This window comes from Ensifer sp. D2-11, assembly GCF_054161295.1.
In genome coordinates, this window is sequence record NZ_CP096433.1 from 743,486 (window position 1) to 767,595 (window position 24,110).

A 24,110-nucleotide genomic window follows, 5' to 3' on the forward strand; every position below is an offset into this window, starting at 1 on the left:
TCGCCTCCCAATAGGTGTCGGACTCCCAGTTTTCAGCGCCGTCCAGACCAGGTGGTGCGATTACTCCATCGTCTTGGCCTAGACCATATCGGCGATCGAGCTAGGCCCTCACTGCCGGCCAGTAGCGGCGGTTGGCGAACAGCGGGTCTGGCGATGGGATTCCTTGCCGGGTCACTTCTGGTAGAATCCCCTTCAGTTCATCGGCGCGATCCCCAACCGATCGGCAATTTGCGCTACAATCAGAAAGAGAGTATCGGATTTCGCCATGTGGATGCACACTGTTAGTGTTTTCGACTCAATTTGACCCTACATCGTTAGCTGATGGCCAACAGAAGCGAAAAAAATGTTGTGGCCGCGTTCACGGAGGAACAGGCCGAGCGATTAACCGGAATCAGTGTGCGCCAGCTGCGCCATTGGGACCGGACGGGTTTTTTCGTCCCTAGCTTAGCTTATGAAGATCGCAGCAAGCCATTCAGTCGCCTGTATTCATTCCGCGATCTCGTGTCTCTGAAGGTCCTAAATGCTTTGCGGAACGACGCCAAGGTTTCACTACCGCATCTTCGAACCGTGAAGGAGAAACTTGCGCACCTCGGCGACGACGTTTGGGCGAAGACTACGCTTTACGTCCTAAACAAGAAGGTCGTTTTCGAGAATCCGCTTTCACGCACAAAAGAGGAAATAGTGACTGGCCAGGGTGTCCTTCAAATTCCCCTGCGTGTCGTAACAGGAAACATGAATGAGGCGGTCAATGCGATGCGTCAGCGGGAAGCGGGCGCCGTCGGTAAGATCGAGAAAAAGCGCGGTTTCGGAGGGCACGCGGTTATCGCCGGCACCCGAATCCCGGTTCAAGCGGTAAAGGCTTTCGCGGCAGAGGGCTACACTCCAGAGCAAATTCAGCAGGAGTACCCGACTCTGACGAAAGCCGACATCGCTGCGGCCATAGCTTATGAAGAGGCGGCTTGACTAACCAGTCCTCGCCTCTTCGCTTTTTCCTGGATGCCAGCGTTCCCGACTCAGTAGGGAGGGAAATCGCCGACGCTGGCCATCAGGTCATATACCACCGCGAAGCTCTATCGGACGGCGCCAAGGATCCTGTAGTGTGTGAGACTGCAATGGCGAACGACGCGATTCTTGTGGCGGTCGACGCAGATATGAAGCATTTGTCGAAGCGGTTCGGGAAGAGCGATGACCGCTTTAAGAAACTCGATCTTCTGATGTGTTCCTGCAATGCTGCCATGGCTTCTAAAAGGGTTGTACAGGCCCTTTCGCTCATTGAGCATGAATGGCACGTCAGCCAGACCAAAACGTCCAGACGCCTGTGGGTCGAAATAACGAACCACCACATACTCACGTATCGCTGAAGACCGTCGCGCTCGCCTCAGTAGACCGATCCTTGCTTTGCGCGGCCGGCGCGGCAGCTCGACAAGGACGATCCCCACCGCACACTGCCCAGCCAAAGAGGAAGCGTGTCCGGACTGAGGCCGCGACCGTGGGGGCGTTCCCTGTTTTCGGGCTTGGTGACGTATCCTTCCTGCAGACCGGACCTCATCTCGCGCTCTAAGTTGCTTATGTTGAGTGCCGCGCGGCGAGCGGCCATCGCCTTGACGAACTCAGCATAGTCGACGATCACTCCTGACACCGTCTTGAGCCCAGAAAACGACTCGGGAACCTCCAGATCAACACCGGCACGCCTCATCTCTGCAGATACTGGATCGGCAGCGAAGCAAGCCAGCACTCTCGGATCAGGTTCTGGCTCTTGGCGACTTCGCCAGACAGACCGGAGTTGTATTTGGGTTCATTTCGCAGGTAGATCGGTCGTTTGACCCGCAAAGCAAGCGCTTGCCGGACATTCGGGACATTCGTCTTCCAAATCTCGTTGATTTGCGGCTCTTCAACAAAGCCTGCTTCCTACACAATGGTGAGGCCCAGCTTCAAGACGTTGCCTAATGCGCTCAACTGCCGCGATGTCCTGGAAGTGTCGCGGCAGTCGGTCCGGCAGTGACGGGTGTTGGCGCGATGCCTAAACAGAGCTTGCATGAACGTGGCTTTACACACCGGTTGCCGCCTGCAAATCACAGGATTTCGATTTTACGCCAGCCGTTTTCAGCAATACGCTTCACCGACGAAATGCTGGAGAATCGCCATGAACCGCGCGCTTGCATTCACAGTAACCTTCCTGGCCTGCTCTTCGCTATCGGCGCAGGCCCAGGACACCTCCATGAGCTTCTTCGTCACCAGCGCAAATCCGGGCAGGGGTGGCGACCTCGGAGGCCTGGCCGGAGCCGACGCATACTGCAATTCTTTGGCGACGGCGAGTGGTTCGACGGGCAAGACCTGGAGAGCCTATCTATCCACCGACACCGAGAACGCCAGGGATCGGATCGGAAATGGTCCCTGGTACAACGCCAAGGGCGAGAAGATCGCTGACAATGTCGCCTCGCTTCACAGCGACAACAACAACTTGACCAAGCAGTCGGCTCTCAACGAGAAAGGCGAAGTCATTCCCGGCCGTGGCGACAGCCCGAACCGCCACGACATCCTGACCGGCTCGAAGCCCGATGGAACCGCCGCACCGGAAACCTGCGGAAATTGGACAATGGGCGGTGCGGAAGGCGCGGCGATCGTCGGCCACAGCGACCGCACGGGCCTGGACGATTCCGATGCGGCGAAATCCTGGAACTCGTCGCATTCGACAAGAGGCGGCTGCTCGAACGAGGCATTCAAGGGAACCGGCGGAGACGGTCTCTTCTACTGCTTCGCAAGCAATTGACGATAACAGGACTGCGCAACGGCTGCCGGTCCATCGTTGACTATGTCGCGCGGACGACCCAAAGCTGCTCACGGCCATAATGAGGCGGCGACCTAGCATTAATTCATCCGCGCCGACGAGGGCGTTTTGGGATGCTCGCAACCAAAGTTCACGCACTTGCACCATGAGGCAATTCAGGCTTGAAATTCGTCAGGATTCCCTTGTCTCTGAAACAGCCATGCCAAAATTCGACTCCTACGTGATCTGCACTTCTCCGCGCAGCGGCAGTACGCTTTTGTGCAAGCTGCTGGCGGCGACGGGCATCTCCGGGAACCCCGGGTCCTACTTTCATCGCCCCTCGATTGCCGAATGGCTGGCCTACTTCGAACTGGCCGCAGACGCCTCAAAGCCCGAGGCCGATATTCTGGCTACGATATTTCGAGCGGCAATCCCAAAGGAAGCCGCGATACAGGCATGTTCGGCCTGCGGCTCCAAAGACATAGCTTTGATTTCTTCGTCCAGAAACTGGCAGTCCTGCACCCGGAACGCTCCAGTGATTTGCAACGAATTGAAGCGGCCTTCGGACGGACACTTTTTCTGCATCTCACTCGGCTCGACAAGGTTGAGCAGGCTGTCTCGCTGGTAAAGGCCGAGCAAACCGGGCTGTGGCATGCAGCTCCGGATGGAACCGAGCTGGAACGGACCGCGCCGCCAAGTGCACCTGTTTACAACTCCGATGAAATCCGAACCTGGTACGAGAGATTTGCAGCCTATGATCGGGCCTGGAACGACTGGTTCGAAATGCAAGGAATTGAGCCTTTTCGGATCGCATATGAGGCGCTTTCAGCCAATCCCCTGGGGAGCCTGCGCAAAGTACTGAGCCGACTGGGATTGAAGTGCGAGGCCGCAAGCGGCATCACACCCGGTGTCGAAAAGCTAGCCGACGCCACCAATCATGAATGGGCAACGCGTTTCCGTTTGGCGCACAATATCGCTTGAATGGTTGACCCGAAGGAGTTCAGGTCAGAAAGGGCATGATATCTACGCCGTCTCCTGGAAAGACTGTGATATGCGGGTGGTCCTGGAACAGCCGCGCCGCGGCCTCGATGCTTTCCGCCTCGACGACAAGGTAGCCGCAAAAGGGGTTCACGGCAGCGGCGACACCGTCCTTGGTCACGCGCGTCGTCTTGCCCACCATGCCACCACGATCGAGGATGGATGCGGCATTTCTGTCCTCCCACGCTGCCCACTGTTCCAGGCCGACGGCATCGACCGCGTCCTGCTCGGCCTTGGGCAGGCTGCGGAAAGAGGCGAGGTCTTCGGGCTTCATGGTGTACACGGCTAGAAAACGGGGCATCGGCGCTCTCTTCGTGGTGGTAGATGGGTACAAACTTACACTCTGTGCGGCCGAAGTCACCCGCTTGCCGCCACTAATCGTGGGTCAGGAGATAGGCAGCTTCCGGCCCGAAGCGGTCATCAAACTTTTGCTTTCATAGCACAGTCATTGCAAGGCAATATGCGGGTAAGTGAGTGTCTATCCTTGAGGGCTATAATGCAGCGCCTGCCTCGTGTCCCTAAAGCCATCCTATTCGACATGGACGGCTTGATTTTCGATACTGAAGCTTTGTATCGAGATGCGACGATAGCGGCCGCGCAGAATGCAGGGTTCGAATTGCCGTTGTCGGTCTATCTCGAAACCGTTGGTTTGCCAGCCTCCAGTGTCCGCGAAGTTTTGTTGGCCCAGTTCGGTAACGATGCTCCTATGGAGAATTTCTGGAGGCGGGCATCGGACTTATTCACGCAAATGGCTCGAACGGACTTGCGAACGAAGCCCGGGTTGCGGGGAATTCTATCCTTCCTCGAAGCGGAACGGATACCTTCAGCTATCGTAACCTCATCAAATCGGAAAACCGTCGAGGAGCACCTTGCGACTACCTGCTTGCAAGGTCGTTTTCAAACCATTGTCGCCTATGGCGATTACGCCGCAGGAAAACCGCAGCCCGATCCATACCTACTGGCCGCCGAGCGGCTCGGCTTGCCCATCACCGAATGTGTTGCCCTCGAAGACTCTCGAAATGGGGTTCTCTCGGGTTCGAGCGCAGGAGCGATGACGGTGATGGTACCTGATCTCGTTCAGCCAACTCCGGACGTCCTTAGTCGCTGCGAGTGCATAATGGCCGACCTTCACGCCGTGCAGGACCTTCTAGCAAATACACTTAACCGCATCGAGCCAAAGCCACGTATTGCACTATCCTGATGTCCGCTGATGGCGCTTCAGCGACATGGAGGCAGTCGGCCCGAAGCTGTCATTGGCCCTCGCAGGATTCAGGAATCGCGCGTGCTTTCTGATACTGCAGCGCTCTGTGGCTCACCCACCTCTATCACATGCCTGTCTGGATCATAGAACCGGAAGACGCGTTGCCCCACGTCCTCATGCTCGAAATATAGAAGCAGGTTGCCACAACCATAGGGTTCATTCGTATCGAATGCTTTGCCCCACACAGTTTTCTCTATCGCCGTCCCCTCGTGGATCGAGAAGCCGGTCTCGAAAAGAACAAAGCTCCCAAAATCCTCTAACACCTTGAGCGCAATTACATCTCGATAGAACGCTTTCGAGCGTTGAATGTCACGGACGAACGGTATTGGATTAACGAACCGCATGAGTTTTACTCGCTAAGGTAACCAACCCTCAAGATCAGCCCGCTCCCAATCAGCTACAACGTCTTCGCAGGGTCGGGCATGAGTGCATCCGTCGGCGTGGTGCAGGCAGATGCTAGCCGATCCCGGATTGCATGTCTCCTATTGGCGCAATCCGACCGATGTACTCGTCAGCTGTCGGCCCAAGGACGACCTTAGCTCCGCTGCTCTCAACGGCAGTAGCGGGTGGAGAACGGACGCTAAGGCCTTTGGTCAAACGGGATAAAGCGCCAATCCTCGTACACCTGGAGGTGATCCGAGTGAACCGGATCGGCCAGTTCCCGCGCCTTCATATAAGCAAGTGCGAAACACGGGGGGCCGCCTTCGATTGGCTCTACCTCTATCGCAGCGCGAAAGTTTCCGGGTTCGCCCACAGACTCCAGTCCATCAAGCTTCTCAACAGTTTTGTCGTCCACCTCGTATAGTTCACCCATCACTTGGCATCCCATACCAGGTTCGTTGAACATCATTGGGGCGAACCAAGGTCCGGCAATGAGTAAGGGGTAGCGTCTCCGCGTCCTGTAGACTCCCAGAAACGTCGCAACTGAAAGTCCCTGGTCGTGAAGCGGGAAGCCTCTCTTTAGAGTCCCGAAGACGAATACCTTTTGAGCCACGAGTGCCGCTCCCACGAACGGATGCGCCGCGAGTTTCATCGTTTTGAAGGTGCACGACCTCCGGAAGTTCTGCAACGGGTCGCCTCGCGACCTTGGATGCGCGCAGCACAAGCGTCCGCTGTTGGCGCATTTCGGCCGAGGTGCTCGTCAGCTGTCGGCCCATTTCAGTCATTCCCCTGTCACACGACGCGAATAGGCGACGTCCGGAACTCTGGGAGATTGCGATGATTGGCATACTTGGCTTGCACGGTTCCTCGCAGCACCCGGAGTTCATTAGCGAGTTTACCAATCGGCTTGCGCCACAGCAGCCACGTTGCAACCCGCGAGGAACATTCGTGGATGCTGATGGCTTCACCTTCTTCAAAAGGCGATCGGATCGCTCCATACCTCACGAAGAACTTATAGCTCTTGCTAGGGAAAGCATATCTGCCAACGGTTTCGTGTTCGCTTGCGGACTGAAAGAAATGCTCGTTGTCGGGTATTCCAGCGGAGCAATTTTCGGAACCGCGCTTCTTGCGCTCGCACCGGAAAGTTTCGTTGGAGCTATATTGCTGCGGCCACAGCCAATCTCAGACGATTTTACTTTTCCAGAGTTGTCAGGCAAGCCGGTGCTTATCATTTCGGGTCTGCATGACAACAGGAGAGAGCCACGGCACGCCTCCCAAGTCGCAGAACAGCTTATCGCCGCGAACGCAGTGGTTACCCACCACGCGCTTGATGCGGGCCATGGATGGGCCCCAAACGACGATGATCTTGTGCTTGCTCGTTCGTGGATGGATGAGAACTTCCCACCTGAGCTTCCCCGTAACGATGACGCTTTCGGCCCTTAGCGTACTTCACTTCATGGCGGTAATAGCCACCCACTCCGTTGCCTTCCGGTCGTAAGCGCCGCCCAACCACGCCTCCGTTCTAATCTCCCGCCAAGGTGCCGCTGCTCGCCAGAGCCCCATCAACTCGTCTTGCGACAGATAGTTATAATGGCGACCAAGTGCGTCCGAACCCTCCTCGGCTCCTGCTTTGAAGCTCGCCCAAACGACCCCGTTTTCGATCATCGCCCGGTAAACTTTCTCGATCACACCGCGAAGGTCGGATCGAGGTACATGGGTCAGTGAAGCGCAAGCATATACGCCGTCATAAAATCCGACGGCATCCAACTCATTGAAGAGCATTGTCTTGACTGGCTGTCCGATGCGGCGCGACGCAATAGCGGCGAGTTCGGAGGAGCCGTCGGTGGCGTCAAGATCAAAGCCTCTTCCGATGATAGCGGCAGCATCGACACCGCCGCCGGTCCCCAGTTCCAAGACTTTACCTTTTGGCCTGCAACGGTCGAGGAAGGTAAACAATCTCGGATTGGGAGCACCCAAGTCGGCAGCATATTCCTCAGCATTCGTGTCGTAGAAGCCCAGTGTTACGTCGGTCATCGGAAAGTCGCTCGCCCCAATTCGTGCCGGTTATCATTCACGGCATTCATAAAGAAGGAATGACCGCTATTGGCGCAACCGGTCGGTTACCGATTATCGAAGAAGTCCATCGCGTCCGAACTCCTCCCACCCGGCCAGGTTGGAGGCGGCGTCTCCGTGTTCGGTTTTGGAATTCGGCCCGCCCTTGGTGGTGTTTCTCAACGTCCGCGTCAACTTCGCCTTGTACGCAGCCCGTCTGCGATTTTCGGCGGCAGCCGCCGCGTCTTCCTCGCGCCAATCTTCGACGACGCCCCGATCGAGAATGTCTCCGACAATCCTCGGGTCGAAGACGTGAAATGTTATCTTCCTGGCGCGCCCGCGCAGCTTGACCGTTCGCGTTCCGGCGCTTGGCAAGCGACCGTCGGCCAGCCAGCGATGTCTTTCGCTCGTCTTGATCGTAAGGATGTCCTCGATCTCGCGCGGAATCACCGGAAGGGTCTCGATGTCTACCAACGCCTTGACGACGACAGCCGATGCGGCATGGAATTCAGCCTTCTCGCTTGCGGGCATCATAAGCGTGAGCTCGCGACCATCGAGATTGAGCGACTTCTTCGTGGCATGCGGAAGCCGCGCGCGAATTTCCAGAAGGATGCCCTTCATGCGGACAGATGAACCCAATGTTGCCGCTGGCGGCAGCACCCATGTCTTGAGCAGCTCGATGTGGTTCTTGTCGTGTTTCGGCATGACGCCTAGATGGGTCGCTTCCTTTAGATCGTCAATGACGTCATGCTGTTGGAGACAGAGCGTCCTCTAGGGTCAAGCCGAAAAATGTGGTAAGCGCCAGCCAACCAGCAATAACAGGAGTGTAATGGTGAGCGAACCGACCGTCGCGGATGCAACAAACCGCATTTATGAATCGCTCCAAGCGGACAATGCCGACCTCGACGCGCATATCGCGACCCTCAAGGCAGCGTTGGCGCGGGAGGGGTTGAAAGAGGCCGTCTTTGACCCGGCTAGGCTCGCGCAGAACAACCGTTCTGGCAGGAAGCTGATGCAGGCCTACTTTCGGCAGCGCGGCGTAACGGTCAAATACTCGGCTTCGTGAAGCCGTCCCATGTCGTCAGACAGGCCGTAGTAGACGGTTGACCTGATCACCCAGCTTTGGCCTTCGAACGCGAATTGCTGACCGATCAGCAAGCAAGGCTTCATGACCATCATGTCCCAACCACAGCGGCAGCTTTACGCCATCTCTGACCTTCGTGATCAGCCTGCCTTCTGCGCAACGGTCGCGGACCGGATTTGGAGGGCCTGGTGGCAAGGAGCAGGCCATCCACTGGAACACGTGACAGACCACATGCAGGAAATGCTGAACGATAACGCGCTGCCCTTCGGTCTCGTGGCCCATGATGGGGGGCGATATCTCGGATCGACGCTCATTATCTCCTGCGACCTGGACGAGCGCCCGCAATACGCTCCTTGGGTGGCTGCCGTGTGGGTCGAGGCCGAACATCGGGGTAGGGGAATAGGCAGAGCTCTCGTCGGACGCGCAGCCGAGGCGGCGTTCGATCTGGGCCACGACATCGCCTATCTCTGCGCGTTGCCGGAAAGGCGTTCCTTCTACGAAGGATTCGGATGGCGTCGCCTCGAAGAAAACGTCGGTCCGCATGGACTGACGGTTCTTACGCGTTCCAGCCGCGAGTAAGCTCCAATTTCGACCCGTTGGAGACGTTCCCCCAAGCAGCTTATCGCTGCGAACGCGGCGGTTACCCACCACGCGCTCGATGCAGGCCATGGATGGGCCCAAACGACGATGATCTTGTGCTCGCTCGTTCGCGGATGGATGAGAACTTCCTAACCTAAGCTTCCCCGTAACCTTCGGGAGCGATGACGCTGTTGGCTCTATTGCGGTCATTGTTTAGGGAACTGGCTTAGATGTTCGTGAATGATCTTCCAGACATTCGCTTCTCTACGAAGGATAGTTGTTCCTCGCCCACCGTCTTCCAGAGCGCTACCATTTAAAACTGCCCTCCACCGGAAGTGCTGCGGGGAGCGCAGCCTGCCGATTGGCGTGCTGCATCGCATTCTTCGCACCCTGCCTCTATCGGATGCAGGAAGACGAGTGGATCGCGGGCCAGTCGATCCGAGGCTATCCTCACGATGTCGCGGGAGCGGATCAGGCGGGCTTGGGCATGGCCGACCGGGCCTTCCCGCTGCAAGCCCTCTCGCCTCAGCCAGGCGTCGGCGAGGTTAAAGTTCTGGCAGCAGTGATCGTTCTCGCGATAGTCGACGCGGATCGGCTTGCCGTTATCGAGGACCGTACAGTGTCTCGGCACCCCATAGGGAACTTTCGCGATCAGCTCGGCGAGATGCAGCGTGGTGTCCGAATCGTGTTCGACACCGAGGAGGAGCACTTGTCCATCGAGTTCATGGATACGCCCTATCGGACTTGCGGGAGCGTGCGGGGGCAGGGGCAAGCTGTCTGATGTGATGCGTGCGGCAAGCGGGCCCGTTGCCGCAAACGCGAACGGATGGTCGCTGCGCGTCACATTCTCCAGACGCCAGAAGGTGTCGGCGACTATTCCAAGGTCGGGTGTGGCAGGTGTCGCCGCCGGGTCGAACGGCTCGTCGTCGAGACCCGACCATGATGGCATGACGAGCGTGCCCTCCGGACCAATGGCGGCGCGCAGAGCGGCAATCACGCCAGGCGGCCCGCCTTCGACAGGCCGGACGCTGCGAAAGGAACAGTGAACGAGCAGGACGCCTCCAGGCTTCACCCCGAGCGCAATGAGTTGGTCAACGATTTCCGAAGTCCGCGATTCATTTTGTTGCGTCATGGATTGCCTATTGGTAACCGCGTGGGTTGGCATTCGACAGCAAAAAGCGCGCTTGTTTGGGCCAAGCGCGCTCCGGCGAACGATCTGCAGCGGGGTTACGGCACCCTCGATCGATCCCGTTGATCATAGCATCAAAACGGCCGGCGAACAACGATGCGGAAGCTCCGCGGACGCCGCTCGGGTTGCGCCCTTTGCAGATATAGGCGGCCATGAGTTGCCATGTTCCGGCTTTTCGAGCATCTTCGCATTCGGGCTGCATGCGTTGCCGCATCGGGCTGGGAAGTGAACAATGGGACGGTATGGCTCCGGGCGTCGCAGCCGCACATCCGGAGGTATGAACCGTGCCAATCGGTGGCGGATGCCTGCAGAGATCGCGGGCATGCTCGGCGTCCTCTTTCCATTCTCCAGCGATGAGCCGTGGGGCGGCGATTGGTTGCAGCGTGCGCTTTGATGTTCGTGCCGAAGGGGCAGGAGAGGGTTGGGTGAACGAGATGTCGACGGTCTCGCCGGTCGCCGGCGGCGCTTCCACTATTCGAGCCATTTGAGGTTTTCGTGGCGGGGCCGCATTATCGTCTGCAGACATTCGGGGAATTGCGGCTGGTCGATTCCGGCGGCGTGGCTGTGGCGTGTCCCGAGCGGGGGGCGCTGATACTCGCCTATCTCTGCGTGTCCGGGGAGAAAACGGCTTCCCGTGAAAAGCTCGCAATGCTGATCTGGCCCGAGCGGGAAAAGAGCGTCGCCTTCAAGAACCTGCGGTCGACCTTGTGGCGCATGCGCCACCTTGCTGCGGATTTGGGACCGCTCATTACGGCAACGGAAGCCGAGGTTACGCTGGGGGAGATTGCCTGCGACGTCGACGGTTTCCAGGCGCTGGAACGTTCGGAGGAGGCGTTCCGCACCGGGCTTCGGTTATGGCGCGATGGGTTTCTCGCAAGCGCGGATGTGCCGCCGGGCCGCTATGCGGATTGGGTGGGAGAACAGCGGCGCCTGTTCACGCAGTTGCTGCGCGCGGCGCTTATCGGCGGCGAAGAGCGGTTTGCCGACAGGGCGCTGCTGCGGACCGCGTGCATGCACTTCCTCGAACTCGATCCGACGGATACGGCCGTGCGTCCGATCCTGGAGCGGATGACCGGCGGGGGTCTGGTCGTCGGGAGCGGTCAACCGGACAGGGCCCGGCTGCAGCAGGGTGCCTTTGCCGGAGAGCCCGCAAGGGAGACGAGTGCTCCACCGGTTGCGCCGGCACCCCGTGTCGCGCTGCTTCCGCCGGCGGCCTTCGGCAGCGATCCGATGCTTCACGCGGTCAGCGTGGCCGTGGTCGAGGACATCACGATCGGGCTATGTGCGCAACGATCGATGTCCGTCGTTGCTCCCTACACGGCGGAGCGCATACGGGATGCCGCGGACAAGGCTGCGTTCCTGGAAAAGCATGGCGTTACCTATGCGCTCGACTGCCGCATGTCGGACCAGGGGCTCTTCACGCAGCTCATTTTTCTGCCGTCCGACGCGATCGTCTGGGCGGAGCGGTTTGCGATATCTCCGGTCGGTCTCCTGCAGCAACGCCAGGAAATCGCCTTCCATGTCGCCCGGGCGGTGACGGAGCAGGTCGAGACAGGCCGTGCCGCGCGTATCGACTATCTGGCCCATCCGGAGGCCTATTACGCCTATCTCGCCGGCCTGCGAAACCTCTCCAGCGTGGGTCTTCCCGAAATCCGCAGGGCACGCGGCGATTTCAGGGCCGCGCTCAAGCACAAGCCGGATTTTGCTCCGGCGCTGAGCGGGATGGCGCGCACCTATGCAATCGAGTGGATCCTGACTGCCCGCGGCGACCGGGAACTTCTTTCGGTGGCGGAGCATCACGCCAAGGGGGCGATCGAAAGCAATGAGGACCTGCCCGGAGCACACCGCGAGTTCGGTGTCGTCAAGCTCTATCAGGGTGATCTCGACGAGAGCCTTGCGGCGCTGGATCTCGCCGAAAACCTGAGCCCGCATTATGCCGACGTGCTTTACAGCCACGCCGACACGCTCGTTCATGTCTCCCGTCCGCACGAGGCGCTCGACAAGCTCGGCAAGGCGCTTTCGCTCAATCCGCTGGCGCCCGACACCTATTTCTGGAGCGCTGCCGGTGCCAGCTATTTCCTCGAAAGCTATGAGGACGCGATCGGCTACGTTCAGAGAATGAAGGACAAGTCGCCCGGCGACAGGCTGCTTGCGGCAAGCTGGGCGATGCTCGGCGACCAGAAGAAAGCACGGGCGTACCGGATGCGGGCGTTGAAGAGCAATCCGACGTTCGACGTCGATAAGTGGCTTGCCGTCGTTCCGATGAAGGAACAATGGCAGAAGGACCTCTATCGTGAGGGGCTGAAAAAAGCGGGGTTTTGAGGATGAGGGATAGCGATATGGCGAAAGTTGTTGTGATAGGCATTCCCGGCGAGCCGGGTCTGTGGCTGGCGGATCTGGGGAACGGAACCGTCAGGCCGCTCGATCAGGTGACGGGCGACTTGGCCACGGCGAACAAGCTCCGTGCACAAGGGGGGACGATCGTCAAGAATGTCGACCTCGCAGTGGCTGTGTCCTCCGCCGACAAGGTGTTTTCGGGTCACTTCGACGGGTGACCGGTCCCGACATCGGGGGTGGGGCCGACTTGCGCAATGAATATTCCGATCGTGTGCTGAGCCCGGAAGAGACCTTCGAACGTGTAAGGCCTCTGCTTTCCGGTTTCGGCATAACCCGCATCGCGAGGCACACGGGACTCGACAGGACCGGAATCCCGGTCTGGTGCGCCTACACGCCGAATGCACGATCCATCGTGGTTGCACAGGGCAAAGGGCTGACGGATGCGGAGGCGAAGGTTTCTGCCGTCATGGAGGCGCTGGAGCGCGCTGTTGCCGGCGAACCCGCGGTCGAAACCATAATGGCCACAACCCGGGCCCTGCGGGCGTCCGGACGGACCGCGGACCCGCTTCCGGGGCTGATTGCGGCCGGGCAGGAGGAAATCGGTCCGGAGGAGGAATTGCCATGGGCCGCCGGCTCCGATCTGATCTCCGGCCGCGAGGTGCTCGTACCGCTCGCAGCGGCGCTGCTGGACCGTACCCGGCCTTCGCGTTTCTGGATGTCGTCGGATGGGCTCGCATCGGGAAATTCCATCCAGGAAGCGACATTGCACGGGCTGCTGGAGCGCATCGAGCGTGACGCCCATGTCCTGTGGGGCGTGTCTGGGCCGGAGAGCCGTTACCGGCAATGCGTTGCTCCCGAGGGGTTCGGCGATGCAGCGCTGAATAGTCTCGTCGAGCGCATAAGAGCCGCGGGTCTCGATCTCCGGCTTTTCGACATTACCAGCGACATCGGTATTCCCTGCTTTCTGGCATTGCTCGGCCCCTCCGACATCGCCATCAGGGACGATGGTCGTTTCGTCGATGTGACAAGCGGCTGCGGGGCGCATGTCTTTGCCGTTCGCGCGGCGATCAGAGCGGTGACCGAAGCGGCGCAGTCGCGGCTCACCTTCATGAGCGGCGCTCGGGACGATGTCTTTCCCGAAACCTTCAGCCGGCCTTTGCCGGACTCGACCCGCCAGGCCTTCCTCGCGGGGCCGTGCCGGCATGCGCCGGCGGCGCCGCCTGCGGGCGGCGATCTGGACGCGCTCATGCGCCACACCATCGATCATCTAAAGGATGCCGGTGTGCAATCTGCAATTGTGGTCCGCCTGTCAGCCGAAGCTCTGCCGTTCGCGGTCATCAAGATCTTCGTCCCCGATCTTGAGAACCCCGACGGTGAAAGAGCACGCCGTTTCGGTCCGCGCGCGCTATCCAAAGCGCTCGCATTTTGAAGGAGCAGACCCGCAAGGCGCCTGGCGAGATCCGGCGCGGAACTCTACCGATGCGTGTGCAACGCTCGTGCAACGCGCGGAAATTCCGAAGTCGTTTATAGTCGATGTCAGGGAAGCGCACGGAATGGGGGTTCAAATGGGTAATCATCCTTCGTCCTTGACGGACACCGAAACGGAACTTGCGAGCATCGCCAGAATGCTGAGCCACATTCGCGATAGCGCCCGCGCATTGGACGCTCAGGCCGTCGAATATTGCGTCGAGATGGCTCTGCAGGCCGTTGCCAACGAGTTGCGGGATCGCAGCGAGCTCGTCATCGCGGCCGCGGGCTTCAACGCCAGAACGCACTCGTTGCAATAGCAGCGGTCGCGGGCTCGCCTCGCAAAGCGCGGTGCGGACAATGTTGCCGAGCGCGTCGATCAGCGCGGGGAGGACTGCAATCTCTTCCTCATCTCTGTGCTTGTCACAGAGATGAGGGCAGCGCCGCGTCTGCGGCGCGGGGAAGAGTTCTTTCAGCCCAACGACTTGGGCTGGCTGGATTCCTGTGACGAGCACAGGAATGAGGAGATCAAAAAAGCCGCGGCGGGTATCCCGAATCTCAACACGCCTTGGAGCGGAGGCGATCTATGGTCGGGCGGGGGAAAAAGCGCGCTGCGGGAAGACCCGCGGCGCGTTGCTCACATCTAGCGATCCAGCTCCGGGTAGACCCTGTCGAGAAAACCAGGCCGCAGCTTCTCGCCTATCATGCAATCTGCCGCAGCTTCGCCGGCCGCCAAACGGAGCGCCGGCTCGGGTGTCAGGCCGCTTACTTCCAGGATAAGCTTCTGGCGGATTGCGATCGCGAAATCCTCGGGTTCATGGACGGGCAGGACGAAGGAGCCGGGGCCGCCGATGACGCATTCGGCGTAATACTGGTCGAGCGGCCCGGTCGAGACCGACGGGCGGATGAGGATCGCAAGCCCATTGATGATGATCCCGCGCGATACGGCATCGTTGCGGGCAGGCGTGACCGGCGGCCCGGTATTGTTGGGCCCGTCACCGGAGACGTCGATGACCCGTCGCGCGCCCGAAAAGGCGTTCGAATCGATGAGGCCCGTGCCGAAAAGAATCGCATTGGAGATCGAGGTACCGCGCCGCGTCCCGATCGGCCGCGCCTCCAGCTTGGCGGCGAAGGCTTCGGCGTCGGCAGCATTTTCGATCACCTGCCAGTTTACGACGGAGGCCTCGTTTACGAGCCCTGCCCATTCGAAATAGCCGATGGCGATCCGCCCGAGGAGCCCGCCCTGGACCGCATTGATGAAATCGGGGTGCCGCAGCGCCTGCAGATAGCCGGAGCGCTGCACGCGTGCCTCCTCCATGTCCATCGAGCCGGACATGTCGACAGCCAGCAACAGCTCCACGTCGACGTCGGCGGCCATGGCTGCCGTCTGTATCGGGCTCCCGCTCAGAGCCAGGATCAATGCTATCGTGCCTAACATCGCATCAGCCAATCATCGTGGATCACGCGTCGGGCGTTCTGCCCCTCTATCCCGGGCACCGCGATTTGCCGTAAAACCGGCCTCGGCCTCCGGGCCGATGTAATCCGATGAATGTACCACAGGATTGGAAATCGGCGACTGCCGGCGCGACGCGGGCCTACAATATTCGGTGATCGCGGCAAGAGCTGCGCGACCCGCCGCACCGTCACCGACGTCACCGAAGAATAGGCCACCATGTTTCACACCAGGCGGAACTCGGATATCGCATGCGTCGAGCGGCTGCAGCGCGCGGCGTTCGGCTACTTTCTTCGATATTCCGACACGGCAACCGGTCTGGTGGCCGATACGTCTCGCAAGGGTTCTCCGTCGAGTATCGCCGCCACGGGCTTCGGGCTCGCAGCCTATCCGGTCGCGGTCGAGCGCGGCTGGATCGGTCGGGCGGAGGCCGCCCGGCGTGTGCTGACCGCCCTCGCATTCTTCGCGGCGAGCCGGCAGGAGAGCGACGCGCGGGCAACCGGCTATCGCGGCTTCTATTATCATTTCCTCGATATGCGGTCGGGAGAGCGCGCCTGGCGCAGCGAACTCTCGACGATCGACACCGCGTTGCTCCTCGCCGGTGCCCTGGCTGCGGCGGCGTATTTCTCCGGCTCCGGCGAGCAGGAGAGGGAGATCAGGAGCCACGCGGCGTTTCTCTACGAAAGGGCAGACTGGAACTGGGCGCTCAATGGCGGCGATACCGTCACAATGGGTTGGCGCCCGCCCGGACGCTTCCTGAAGCACCGCTGGCGGGGCTACAGCGAGGCGCTGCTTCTTTATATTCTGGCGCTGGGTTCGCCAACACGGCCGATCGTGCCGCAGAATTACGACGCCTACGCCGCGGCGCATGAATGGTTCACGCTCGATGGGGTGGCGCATCTCCACGCCGGCGCGCTCTTCGTCCACCTGTTTCCGCAGGCCTGGATCGATTTTCGCGGCGTTCGCGACCGGGGGATGCGTGAAAGGGACAGCGACTATTTCGAAAACTCCCGCCGCGCCATCAGGCTGCAGCGCGCCCATGCCGAGGAAAATCCTCATGGCTTCGCAGGTTACTGCAGCGATCTCTGGGGGTTCAGCGCCTGCCACGCGCCGAAAGGCTGGCTGCGGCTTCGCGACGGGCGGCGGCAGAGATTGCTCGGCTACGAGGCACGCGGCGCACCATTCGGCGCCGATGACGGTACGCTCGTTCCATGGGCGTCGCTCGCCGGTCTGCCGTTCGAGCCGGACGCATGTCTCGGCAGCCTTTCTCACCTGATGTCGCAATATCCCGCGCTCGTTAATGAGGGTTGCCTTCCCGGCGGCTTCAATCCCAGCCTGCCGGGGGACGGCCCCGAGGGCTGGGTGGACGACAGAATCGTCGGACTTGACCAAGGGCTCGTGGTCATGATGATCGAGAACTGGAGAAGCGGCCTGATCTGGGAACTGACGCGCAGCATTCCGGCCTTCAGCCAGGGGTTGAGCAGGGCCGGCTTTGCGGGCGGCTGGCTTTCGTCGACGCTGCCTCGAGTCTGAAACGAGGGAAGCGGCCCGTAGCGGCTTCGTTCCCGTCTGGAGTGCCGCAATGGTTGCCCTTGTTCCTGCGCTGGCTTTTGCCGCCGCGATCGGATCCGGTCTGATGGCCGGGCTCTTCTTCGTCTTCTCGGTCTGCATAATGCAGGCGCTGTCGCGGCTCCCGCCGGATCAGGGGGTCGCCGCGATGAACGCCATCAACGTGGTCATCCAGAATCCGCTGTTCCTCTTCGCCTTCATGGGAACGGCGCTGCTTGGCCTCATCCTTCTCGTCATGGCCTTCATCTGGGGCGGGCAGGGGAGTTATCTTCTGGCAGCCGGCGGGCTCGTCTATCTCCTCGGCACGCTCGCGGTGACTATCGTAATCAATGTCCCGCTGAATGACGCGCTTGCCGCCGCCCCTGCCGGCCAGGAAGCCGCCGAGCTCTGGCAGCAGCGCTACCTGACCGACTGGGTCCGCTGGAACCACGTGCGCACCATCGCCTCGACAGGCGCGCTCGCCCTCTTCGTGCTCGGCTTCGCCCGGATCTAGCGCACTGCCGGACGGTTTTCCGTCCGGAGCCGGGTTGTTTTGAAGAACCGGATCAGCGCCCGGCATAGCGTGGCTCTCGCCGCTCTTTCCAGGCGGCAAGCCCTTCCTTGAGATCATGGCTCGGAACCATCTGTGCGAATTGCTCGCTTTCGCACAGCAGACCTTCTCCGATCGCCATGTTGAGGCCACGCGTCACGGCGGTGATGATGGCGGCGGTGGCAAGAGGCGAATGGCGAATGATGCGACCCGCAAGCGCTCGGGCCGAGGCGATCAGTTGCTCATGCGGCACGACGGCATTGACGAGCCCCATGTCCAGCGCGCGCTGGGGCGAGAACGCATCCCCGGTCAGAAGCAGCTCGAGCGCACGCTTCCGGCCCGCCAGGCGAGGCAGTCTCTGAGTGCCCCCGAATGTCGGCGGCATGGCAAGCTTGATTTCCGGCTTGGCAAAGCGCGCCCGCTCGCTCGCGATCGCGAGATGCACCGCTTCGGTCACCTCGCAGCCGCCACCATAGGCGAGACCGTTGACGGCAGCGATCACAGGCTTCGGAAAGGCCTCCAGGCGGTGCGTGAGCTGTTGGCCCCGCCGGACAAAATCGCGGGTGGCAGCGTTCACGCCCTTGGCCACGCTGCCGGAAAATTCGTGGATGTCGCCGCCTGCGGAAAAGGCGCGATCGCCGGCGCCGGTGAGGATGACCGCCTGCACCGTCTCGTCGATCTCGATACGGTCGAGAAGGGCTAAAAGCCGATCGATCAGTTCGTAGTTGAGCGCATTCAGCTTTTCGGGCCGGTTGAGGGTCAGGAGGGCGATGCCGGCCGAAATTTCGATGAGAACCGTGTCGGACATGAATTGTCTCCCATCATGTATTGACGAGCGGAGGCTAAGTCGGCGACACAGGAATGTATATTCACTAGTCGGTATACATGGCTCATGACGACGGCACCGAACACACGCGAACGCATCGTTTCCGCCGCTTCCAAGCTGTTCTATGCCGAAGGGATCCGCGCCGTCGGTGTGGACGCAGTCGCCGAGGCGGCCGGCGTGACGAAGCGAACGCTCTATTATCACTTCAAAAGCAAGGACGACCTGATTGCCGCCTATCTCGAAGGGCGTGATCAGCCGAACCTCAAGCTCTTCCAGAAATGGTTCAGCGAAGCCGAGGGCGGCGTGGCATCGAGGGTCGAGGGCATCTTCTTCAATCTCGCCCGCGCCGCCCGACATCCGAAATGGAAGGGCTGCGGCTTTCTGCGCACCTCCGCCGAACTCGCCAGCATGCCGGGGCACCCGGCGATCCGTATCGGCGCCGCGCATAAGAAAAAATTCGAGGACTGGCTCCGGCAGGCGTTCGAGGCGGAAGGGATCGTGGAGGCGGAAGATCTCGCGCGGCAGGTCCTGTTGCTCCTCGACGGCAGCTTCGCCGTCGTTCTGCTCCACCGTGATCCGAGCTATATGGAGACGGCGGGTGCGGCGGCGGCCTCGCTCGTCAAGCTGGCGCTGTCGGAGCGGACAATCGGGAGGGTCAAATGACTGTACGACGCATCGTGCCAAATCTTCAGGTGTCCGATCCGCTTCAGGCGCATCGGTTCTATGCGGACCTGCTCGGCATGGAGGTGGTGATGGATCACGGCTGGATCGTCACATTTGCGGCGGTAGGCCGCACCGCCATGCCGCAGGTGAGCTTCGCCACCGAAGGCGGGTCCGGAACGCCGGTCCCGGCGCTCTCGATCGAGGTGGATGACGTGGACGAAACCTATCGCCGCGCCGCGGCCGCGGGTGTGGAGATCGTCTACGATATCACCGACGAAAGCTGGGGCGTGCGCCGGTTCTTTCTGCGCGATCCGTTCGGCAATATCGTCAACGTCCTTTCGCACCGGCCGAGGGCTTAGAGCGGGAAATTGCGTGCGGTTTTCCTTCCGCATCCCGCGTCACAACCAATTAGAATCGGTCACGTTCGGAACCGGTTGCTTCCTTCCTCATCCCTGTGCTCGTCACAGGGATCCAGCAGCGCCGCGTCTGCGGCGCGGGAAGAGTTCTTTCACCCCAAGGACTTGGGCTGACTGGATTCCTGTGACGAGCACAGGAATGAGGTTCAAGCCCTTGCCATACCGCGACAGACGAGGGGCCAAAGCCCCGACGCCTCAGATCATCGTCAGCGCGTTCGCGACGTCGGCAACGAGATCGTCCGGGTGCTCGATGCCGATCGACAGCCGGATCGTGGATTCGAGCACGCCGATCCGGGCGCGGACCTCGATCGGCACGCCGGAATGCGTCATCGCCGCCGGGTGGCTAGCGAGCGATTCCGTACCGCCGAGGCTGACGGCGAGCTTGAAGATCTGCAGTGCGTTGAGGAAGCGGAATGCCGCCTCCTGGCCGCCGGCGATGTCGAAGGAGAAGGTCGATCCCGCCCCGGTGCATTGCGTGGCGAATACACGGCCGACCGGCGTGTCCGCGTCGTGGAACGGCAGATAGTGGATTCGCTCGACCTTGGGATGGTCGCGCAGGAATTCGGCGACGATGCGGGCGTTGTCGTTTGCCTTTTCCATACGCACAGACAGGGTTTCGAGCGAGCGGCCGATCATCCAGCAGGAATGCGGGTCGAGCTGCGTGCCGATCGAGCCGCGCAGGGCCTTCACCTGCCTGATCAGCGCCTTGGAGCCGAGAACGGCGCCGGCGATCAGGTCGGAATGGCCGCCGACATATTTGGTCAGCGAATAAAGGGAAAGGTCCGCCCCGTGTTCGATCGGGTGCTGAAAGACAGGGCCGAGCAGGGTGTTGTCGCAGGCGACGATCGGCCGATGCGCCTGTCTTTCTCCGATCCATTCGGCAATGCGGCGGACCAACGCGACGTCGACAAGGCTGTTGGTGGGATTGGCCGGCGTCTCTATCAGGATCACGGAGACCCGTCCCTTACTCATCGCCTCTTCAGCCGCGGCATTGACGGCCGCCTCGTCTGTACCATCGGCAAAGCCGACGGCGGAGACGCCCAGATTGAGGAAGGTCTTGGCGAGCAACGTTTCGGTGCCGCCGTAAAGCGGCTGCGAATGCAGGATGGAATCGCCCGGCCGCACGAAGGCGAGAAGCGTGGTGGCGATCGCCGACATGCCGGAGGAAAAGAGCGCGCCGGCTTCCGCTCGTTCGAAAATGGCGAGCCGGTCTTCGACGATCTCGCTGTTCGGGTGATTGAAGCGGGAATAGACGAGCCCGGCACCCACGCCAGCGGGCGGTTCGCGCCGCCCGGAGACGAAGTCGAAGAAGTCGCGGCCCTCCTCGGCGGAGTGGAAGACGAAAGTCGAGGTGAGAAAGATCGGCGGTTTGACAGCACCCTCCGAGAGCTCGGGGTCGTAACCATAATTCAGCATCAGCGTTTCGGGATGCAGTTTGTGGTTGCCGATATGGGTCTTGGAAGGGTGCGGCGCGGTCATGGGTTTTTCTCCTTGGCGCAGGCAGACTCTACTACCGGCTTGAATATACCAAACGTCTGCGCACGATCCTTGCTATTTGCGATCACTTCGTTTTGATGCCCGCAATCTCTTGCCGGTGCAAAGAACCTCTCCAGTGCCTCCGCTGCACGTTTTTGTCCTTTGCAGCAGGCTCGCGGGAATTGACTGCGCGCCCGCGGAAAGCGACATTGCCGCCAGCGCCCGAAGTGGAGTCCGCCATGGAACACGTTCAGCAGACGGACCTGCCAAGACCGGTGTACCGTCACATCTCCACCTTCCTGCGTTCGTTTTCCACAAGCGGCCTCCTCGTCGGCATTCTGTTCTTTGCAGTTTCGCTGACGCCAAGTCTGATACCCAGGCCCTATCTCATTCAGGCCGTGATCTCCGGATTTTCTCTTGCGGCCGGCTACGCGGTCGGTGTGTCTCTGCGCTGGCTCTGGTCCTTCTTCGAACTCCCCGAGCCGACGGTGCGGCGCGCGCGAACATTGAAGATCGCCGCTGCGATCGTCTCGATAGCGGCTGCGGCCGTATTCCTGTGGCAGGCGGCGCATTGGCAAAACACGGTTCGGCACATCATGGGCCTCGAACCCATCGAGAGCGCCGAGCCGGTCAAGCTCGGTCTGATAGCCGTGCTCATGTTCATCGTCCTGGTCCTCCTGGCGCGGCTGTTCCGGCTGACCTTTCGCGTGCTTTCCCGATGGCTGCAATATTTCCTCACGCGGCCGATCGCCAATGCTCTCGGCGGGCTGGTGGCGCTCGCGCTGTTCTGGTCCGCTGCGAACGGCGTGATCTTCAAGTTCGCGCTTCGTGCCGCAGACAGTTCTTTCCAGCAACTCGATGCGCTTATGGATCCCGAGATCGCACCGCCTGCCGACCTCGCCAGGACGGGGAGCGGCGCGTCGCTCGTGCACTGGGACGAGCTTGGGCGCCAGGGGCGGCAGTTCATCGCGTCCGGACCGACCGGCGCCGACATCGGCGCCTTCTTCGGGGCTGCAGCCCCTGATCCCGTGCGTGTCTATGTCGGACTGAATTCCGCCGAGACCGCGCGGGAGCGGGCGAAGCTGGCGCTGGAGGAGCTGAAGCGTGCCGGGGGCTTCGAGCGCAAGTCACTGATTGTCGTCGTGCCGACCGGCACCGGCTGGATCGACCCCGAGGCGCTCGACACGGTCGAATATCTGCTTCACGGCGACGTCGCGAGCGTGGCCGTACAATATTCCTATCTCACCAGCTGGCTCTCCCTGCTGGTCGAGCCGGGCTACGGCGCCGACGCGGCCGACGCCCTCTTCGACGCGGTCTATGGCTACTGGACGACGCTGCCCAGGGATCGTCGGCCCAAGCTCTACCTGCACGGCCTGAGTCTTGGCGCGATGAATTCGCAAGGATCGGTCGATCTCTTCGACGTCATCAGCGATCCATTCCAGGGCGCGCTCTGGAGCGGACCGCCGTTTCCGAGCGCGCTCTGGCGTTCGGTGACGGCCGACCGCGTCGCCGGCTCGAGCGCCTGGCTTCCGCGCTATCGCGACAGCTCCGCCATCCGCTTCACCAGCCAGGAGAATGCGCTCGACATTCCCGGTGCGCATTGGGGCGCGATGCGGATCGTCTATCTGCAATATGCCAGCGATCCGGTGACCTTTTTCGATCCCCATTCCTTCTACCGGGAGCCGGACTGGATGAAGCCCCCGCGGGGGCCGGACGTTTCGCCGGCGCTGAACTGGTTTCCCGTGGTCACGGGGCTGCAGCTGCTTGCCGACATGGCATTGGCGACGACCTCGCCGATGGGCTACGGCCATGTCTACGCACCGGAACATTATATCGACGCCTGGATGGCGGTCACCGATCCGCAGGGGATTACGGCCGAGGATGTCACGCGGTTGAAGGCGCAATTCTCCGTGCGGTGAGTGCGCGTCAGCCCCTCGAACCGGGTGGTACCCGGGGTTTGCCCCTCACCCTAACCCTCTCCCCGCAAGCGGGGCGAGGGGACGAGTCCGCTTGGGATCCGTTGAGGCCGAAGCGCCGCACAACGGTGTCCCCTCTCCCCGCAGGCGGGGAGAGGGTTAGGGTGAGGGGCAAACCCGGGCTCAGACCGGGTTGATTGTCAACCCGGTCTGAACCTTCTCCACGGGACCCTACAGACCGACCAATAGTCCCTCCATTGCGCCGATGATCTTGCGGTGCTGATGGGCATGGCGGGTGCGGAGACTCGTTGCCGCATAGACGGTCTGAGGGATGACCGGCGCGTCGGCCACGACGGCAACCCGGTCGGAGAGCCGATCGGCTGTCGCCTGCGTCACGTAAGCGGCGCCGCCGAGCGTGCGCAACAGGTCCGTGACGGCCATGTTCTGGCCGGCGGCAAGCGAAGCGACCGAAAGGTGCGGAAGTGCCAGGCGGTGCGCCCGGTCGAAGGCCGGCGAGTAACTCGAACGGATATAGGTTTCGGGCTTCACCCCGGCCATCTCAGGAGCATCGGTGGTGACCAGCACGTAATGCAGTTCGCCGATCCGTTCATAGTGAAGGTCGGGCAGGAAATGCGGTGTGTAGAGGATCGCGAGATCGAGCTCCCCGGCGGCGAGATCGCGGTTCATCTGGTTCGAATAATCCGCCTCCATATAGATCTCGGTGGTCGGCAGATCGCGGCGGATCGCAGCCACCCAGCGGCCGGCAATGGTCTCGGCCAGGTCGTGCTGAATTCCGAGCCGCATCGAACGTTCCAGAGCGCCTGCACTCGCTACTGCACGGGTCGCTTCATGCCACTGATTCTGCAAGGCTTTCGCATAATCCAGGAAACGCAGTCCCGCGGCGGTCGGAAGGGTTCCGCCCTTGTTGCGGGTGAAGAGCTTGCGGCTGAACTGCGTCTCCAGGGCCTTCACCCTATGGGAAACCGTGGATTGCGTGATGTTGAGCCGCTCGGCCGTCCGGTTGAAGCTGCGCGTTTCCATCAGGTCAAGAAAGGTTTCGATCAGGTCCACCTGCATTTGTGTCGCTCCTTGCTCCTACCGGGCAAT

At 61.0% G+C, this 24,110-nt stretch carries 26 protein-coding genes and 2 pseudogenes; 18 read left to right on the forward strand and 10 right to left on the reverse strand.

Going from position 1 to position 24,110, the window contains the following annotated elements:
- Positions 1 to 321: 321 nt before the first annotated feature.
- The 5 genes and pseudogenes from M1D34_RS03580 (at position 322) to M1D34_RS03600 (ending at position 3,748) form a co-directional block, all read left to right on the forward strand.
- Positions 322 to 963, forward strand: a complete 642-nt coding sequence (locus M1D34_RS03580; protein ID WP_498780696.1) for a DUF433 domain-containing protein — start codon at positions 322 to 324, stop codon at positions 961 to 963.
- Positions 960 to 1,361, forward strand: coding sequence for a DUF5615 family PIN-like protein (locus tag M1D34_RS03585; RefSeq protein ID WP_498780698.1), 402 nt, complete (start codon positions 960 to 962; stop codon positions 1,359 to 1,361). Before M1D34_RS03580 ends, M1D34_RS03585 begins: the two co-directional genes overlap by 4 nt.
- Before the next feature lie 337 nt (positions 1,362 to 1,698).
- Positions 1,699 to 1,947: pseudogene (locus M1D34_RS03590) on the forward strand (DNA helicase); the annotation flags it as partial.
- A 196-nt stretch (positions 1,948 to 2,143) separates the two neighbouring features.
- Entirely contained in the window at positions 2,144 to 2,770 is a 627-nt protein-coding gene (locus tag M1D34_RS03595; protein ID WP_498780700.1) for a hypothetical protein, read from the forward strand.
- Positions 2,771 to 2,987: 217 nt separating this feature from the next.
- Positions 2,988 to 3,748 (forward strand): annotated as a pseudogene (locus M1D34_RS03600) (Stf0 family sulfotransferase).
- A gap of 19 nt (positions 3,749 to 3,767) precedes the next feature.
- On the opposite strand, the gene M1D34_RS03605 reads toward M1D34_RS03600, so the two are convergent.
- Positions 3,768 to 4,106, reverse strand: coding sequence for a hypothetical protein (locus M1D34_RS03605; RefSeq protein WP_014526947.1), 339 nt, complete (start codon positions 4,104 to 4,106; stop codon positions 3,768 to 3,770).
- A 195-nt stretch (positions 4,107 to 4,301) separates the two neighbouring features.
- Between M1D34_RS03605 and M1D34_RS03610 the strand changes: the two genes are divergently transcribed.
- Entirely contained in the window at positions 4,302 to 5,006 is a 705-nt protein-coding gene (locus M1D34_RS03610; RefSeq protein ID WP_498780703.1) for an HAD family hydrolase, read from the forward strand.
- A 68-nt stretch (positions 5,007 to 5,074) separates the two neighbouring features.
- Here the strand turns inward: M1D34_RS03610 and M1D34_RS03615 are convergent, their stop codons facing one another.
- Positions 5,075 to 5,410 carry a VOC family protein gene (locus tag M1D34_RS03615; RefSeq protein WP_498780705.1) on the reverse strand — a complete coding sequence of 112 codons (336 nt, stop codon included), beginning with the start codon at positions 5,408 to 5,410 and terminating at the stop codon, positions 5,075 to 5,077.
- A 236-nt stretch (positions 5,411 to 5,646) separates the two neighbouring features.
- Positions 5,647 to 6,135, reverse strand: coding sequence for a gamma-glutamylcyclotransferase family protein (locus M1D34_RS03620; protein WP_498780707.1), 489 nt, complete (start codon positions 6,133 to 6,135; stop codon positions 5,647 to 5,649).
- 149 nt (positions 6,136 to 6,284) lie between these two features.
- Between M1D34_RS03620 and M1D34_RS03625 the strand changes: the two genes are divergently transcribed.
- Positions 6,285 to 6,890, forward strand: coding sequence for an alpha/beta hydrolase (locus tag M1D34_RS03625; RefSeq protein WP_498780709.1), 606 nt, complete (start codon positions 6,285 to 6,287; stop codon positions 6,888 to 6,890).
- 6 nt (positions 6,891 to 6,896) lie between these two features.
- Here the strand turns inward: M1D34_RS03625 and M1D34_RS03630 are convergent, their stop codons facing one another.
- Positions 6,897 to 7,481 carry a class I SAM-dependent methyltransferase gene (locus M1D34_RS03630; RefSeq protein ID WP_498780711.1) on the reverse strand — a complete coding sequence of 195 codons (585 nt, stop codon included), beginning with the start codon at positions 7,479 to 7,481 and terminating at the stop codon, positions 6,897 to 6,899.
- A 93-nt stretch (positions 7,482 to 7,574) separates the two neighbouring features.
- Positions 7,575 to 8,204, reverse strand: coding sequence for a hypothetical protein (locus M1D34_RS03635; RefSeq protein WP_498780713.1), 630 nt, complete (start codon positions 8,202 to 8,204; stop codon positions 7,575 to 7,577).
- A 124-nt stretch (positions 8,205 to 8,328) separates the two neighbouring features.
- Here M1D34_RS03635 and M1D34_RS03640 point away from each other — a divergent pair, with 124 nt between their 5' ends.
- Together M1D34_RS03640 and M1D34_RS03645 are read left to right on the forward strand one after the other, a co-directional pair.
- The gene (locus M1D34_RS03640; protein WP_003534173.1) at positions 8,329 to 8,565 is read left to right on the forward strand and encodes a hypothetical protein; all 237 of its coding nucleotides are present in this window, start codon (positions 8,329 to 8,331) and stop codon (positions 8,563 to 8,565) included.
- A gap of 102 nt (positions 8,566 to 8,667) precedes the next feature.
- Complete coding sequence (locus tag M1D34_RS03645) at positions 8,668 to 9,162, forward strand: GNAT family N-acetyltransferase (RefSeq protein ID WP_127541860.1); 495 nt, start codon at positions 8,668 to 8,670, stop codon at positions 9,160 to 9,162.
- Positions 9,163 to 9,475: 313 nt separating this feature from the next.
- On the opposite strand, the gene aac(3)-IV is transcribed toward M1D34_RS03645, so the two are convergent.
- Positions 9,476 to 10,294, reverse strand: a complete 819-nt coding sequence (aac(3)-IV, locus tag M1D34_RS03650; protein ID WP_498780716.1) for an AAC(3)-IV family aminoglycoside N-acetyltransferase — start codon at positions 10,292 to 10,294, stop codon at positions 9,476 to 9,478.
- 552 nt (positions 10,295 to 10,846) lie between these two features.
- Here aac(3)-IV and M1D34_RS03655 point away from each other — a divergent pair.
- From M1D34_RS03655 to M1D34_RS03670, 4 genes are all read left to right on the forward strand, one after another.
- Positions 10,847 to 12,673, forward strand: coding sequence for an adenylate cyclase (locus tag M1D34_RS03655; RefSeq protein WP_498780718.1), 1,827 nt, complete (start codon positions 10,847 to 10,849; stop codon positions 12,671 to 12,673).
- Between the two features lie 17 nt (positions 12,674 to 12,690).
- Positions 12,691 to 12,906 (forward strand): hypothetical protein, encoded by a 216-nt coding sequence (locus M1D34_RS03660; protein ID WP_010969830.1) that lies wholly within the window; start codon positions 12,691 to 12,693, stop codon positions 12,904 to 12,906.
- Complete coding sequence (locus tag M1D34_RS03665; protein ID WP_498780720.1) at positions 12,903 to 14,117, forward strand: YcaO-like family protein; 1,215 nt, start codon at positions 12,903 to 12,905, stop codon at positions 14,115 to 14,117. The genes M1D34_RS03660 and M1D34_RS03665 overlap by 4 nt, the downstream gene beginning before the upstream one ends.
- 124 nt (positions 14,118 to 14,241) lie before the next feature.
- Entirely contained in the window at positions 14,242 to 14,475 is a 234-nt protein-coding gene (locus tag M1D34_RS03670; protein ID WP_013844665.1) for a hypothetical protein, read from the forward strand.
- A gap of 323 nt (positions 14,476 to 14,798) precedes the next feature.
- Here M1D34_RS03670 and M1D34_RS03675 read toward each other — a convergent pair whose 3' ends face one another.
- The gene (locus tag M1D34_RS03675) at positions 14,799 to 15,593 is read right to left on the reverse strand and encodes a DUF1194 domain-containing protein (protein ID WP_013844664.1); all 795 of its coding nucleotides are present in this window, start codon (positions 15,591 to 15,593) and stop codon (positions 14,799 to 14,801) included.
- A 234-nt stretch (positions 15,594 to 15,827) separates the two neighbouring features.
- Here M1D34_RS03675 and M1D34_RS03680 point away from each other — a divergent pair, with 234 nt between their 5' ends.
- Together M1D34_RS03680 and M1D34_RS03685 are read left to right on the forward strand one after the other, a co-directional pair.
- Complete coding sequence (locus M1D34_RS03680; RefSeq protein WP_498780723.1) at positions 15,828 to 17,141, forward strand: glucoamylase family protein; 1,314 nt, start codon at positions 15,828 to 15,830, stop codon at positions 17,139 to 17,141.
- A 49-nt stretch (positions 17,142 to 17,190) separates the two neighbouring features.
- Complete coding sequence (locus M1D34_RS03685) at positions 17,191 to 17,670, forward strand: anthrone oxygenase family protein (protein ID WP_498780725.1); 480 nt, start codon at positions 17,191 to 17,193, stop codon at positions 17,668 to 17,670.
- A 52-nt stretch (positions 17,671 to 17,722) separates the two neighbouring features.
- Here the strand turns inward: M1D34_RS03685 and M1D34_RS03690 are convergent, their stop codons facing one another.
- Positions 17,723 to 18,514, reverse strand: coding sequence for a crotonase/enoyl-CoA hydratase family protein (locus M1D34_RS03690; RefSeq protein WP_498780727.1), 792 nt, complete (start codon positions 18,512 to 18,514; stop codon positions 17,723 to 17,725).
- Between the two features lie 84 nt (positions 18,515 to 18,598).
- On the opposite strand from M1D34_RS03690, the gene M1D34_RS03695 reads away from it, so the two are divergent.
- Both M1D34_RS03695 and M1D34_RS03700 read left to right on the forward strand, forming a co-directional pair.
- A complete protein-coding gene (locus M1D34_RS03695) occupies positions 18,599 to 19,195 on the forward strand; it encodes a TetR/AcrR family transcriptional regulator (protein WP_498780729.1) in 597 nt (198 codons plus the stop codon).
- Positions 19,192 to 19,554, forward strand: coding sequence for a glyoxalase superfamily protein (locus M1D34_RS03700; RefSeq protein ID WP_248448334.1), 363 nt, complete (start codon positions 19,192 to 19,194; stop codon positions 19,552 to 19,554). Before M1D34_RS03695 ends, M1D34_RS03700 begins: the two co-directional genes overlap by 4 nt.
- Positions 19,555 to 19,806: 252 nt before the next feature.
- Here M1D34_RS03700 and M1D34_RS03705 read toward each other — a convergent pair whose 3' ends face one another.
- Positions 19,807 to 21,090: a cystathionine gamma-synthase family protein gene (locus M1D34_RS03705; protein WP_248448333.1), complete on the reverse strand. Its 1,284-nt coding sequence runs from the start codon at positions 21,088 to 21,090 to the stop codon at positions 19,807 to 19,809.
- Positions 21,091 to 21,326: 236 nt separating this feature from the next.
- Here M1D34_RS03705 and M1D34_RS03710 point away from each other — a divergent pair, with 236 nt between their 5' ends.
- Positions 21,327 to 23,006, forward strand: coding sequence for an alpha/beta hydrolase (locus M1D34_RS03710; RefSeq protein ID WP_003534207.1), 1,680 nt, complete (start codon positions 21,327 to 21,329; stop codon positions 23,004 to 23,006).
- A 228-nt stretch (positions 23,007 to 23,234) separates the two neighbouring features.
- Here M1D34_RS03710 and M1D34_RS03715 read toward each other — a convergent pair whose 3' ends face one another.
- Complete coding sequence (locus tag M1D34_RS03715) at positions 23,235 to 24,080, reverse strand: LysR family transcriptional regulator (RefSeq protein ID WP_127541851.1); 846 nt, start codon at positions 24,078 to 24,080, stop codon at positions 23,235 to 23,237.
- Between the last annotated feature and the right edge of the window lie 30 nt (positions 24,081 to 24,110).

Coding starts and splice junctions, on each gene's coding strand:
- M1D34_RS03610 (WP_498780703.1), top strand. CDS start 4,302: ATGCAGCGCCTGCCTCGTGTCCCTAAAGCCATCCTATTCGACATGGAC.
- M1D34_RS03670 (WP_013844665.1), top strand. CDS start 14,242: ATGGGGGTTCAAATGGGTAATCATCCTTCGTCCTTGACGGACACCGAA.
- M1D34_RS03645 (WP_127541860.1), top strand. CDS start 8,668: ATGACCATCATGTCCCAACCACAGCGGCAGCTTTACGCCATCTCTGAC.
- M1D34_RS03710 (WP_003534207.1), top strand. CDS start 21,327: ATGGAACACGTTCAGCAGACGGACCTGCCAAGACCGGTGTACCGTCAC.
- M1D34_RS03715 (WP_127541851.1), bottom strand. CDS start 24,080: ATGCAGGTGGACCTGATCGAAACCTTTCTTGACCTGATGGAAACGCGC.
- M1D34_RS03690 (WP_498780727.1), bottom strand. CDS start 18,514: ATGTCCGACACGGTTCTCATCGAAATTTCGGCCGGCATCGCCCTCCTG.
- M1D34_RS03615 (WP_498780705.1), bottom strand. CDS start 5,410: ATGCGGTTCGTTAATCCAATACCGTTCGTCCGTGACATTCAACGCTCG.
- M1D34_RS03695 (WP_498780729.1), top strand. CDS start 18,599: ATGACGACGGCACCGAACACACGCGAACGCATCGTTTCCGCCGCTTCC.
- M1D34_RS03640 (WP_003534173.1), top strand. CDS start 8,329: ATGGTGAGCGAACCGACCGTCGCGGATGCAACAAACCGCATTTATGAA.
- M1D34_RS03580 (WP_498780696.1), top strand. CDS start 322: ATGGCCAACAGAAGCGAAAAAAATGTTGTGGCCGCGTTCACGGAGGAA.
- M1D34_RS03630 (WP_498780711.1), bottom strand. CDS start 7,481: ATGACCGACGTAACACTGGGCTTCTACGACACGAATGCTGAGGAATAT.
- M1D34_RS03635 (WP_498780713.1), bottom strand. CDS start 8,204: ATGCCGAAACACGACAAGAACCACATCGAGCTGCTCAAGACATGGGTG.
- M1D34_RS03685 (WP_498780725.1), top strand. CDS start 17,191: ATGGTTGCCCTTGTTCCTGCGCTGGCTTTTGCCGCCGCGATCGGATCC.
- M1D34_RS03700 (WP_248448334.1), top strand. CDS start 19,192: ATGACTGTACGACGCATCGTGCCAAATCTTCAGGTGTCCGATCCGCTT.
- M1D34_RS03595 (WP_498780700.1), top strand. CDS start 2,144: ATGAACCGCGCGCTTGCATTCACAGTAACCTTCCTGGCCTGCTCTTCG.
- M1D34_RS03705 (WP_248448333.1), bottom strand. CDS start 21,090: ATGACCGCGCCGCACCCTTCCAAGACCCATATCGGCAACCACAAACTG.
- M1D34_RS03680 (WP_498780723.1), top strand. CDS start 15,828: ATGTTTCACACCAGGCGGAACTCGGATATCGCATGCGTCGAGCGGCTG.
- M1D34_RS03675 (WP_013844664.1), bottom strand. CDS start 15,593: ATGTTAGGCACGATAGCATTGATCCTGGCTCTGAGCGGGAGCCCGATA.
- M1D34_RS03625 (WP_498780709.1), top strand. CDS start 6,285: ATGATTGGCATACTTGGCTTGCACGGTTCCTCGCAGCACCCGGAGTTC.
- M1D34_RS03660 (WP_010969830.1), top strand. CDS start 12,691: ATGGCGAAAGTTGTTGTGATAGGCATTCCCGGCGAGCCGGGTCTGTGG.
- M1D34_RS03605 (WP_014526947.1), bottom strand. CDS start 4,106: ATGCCCCGTTTTCTAGCCGTGTACACCATGAAGCCCGAAGACCTCGCC.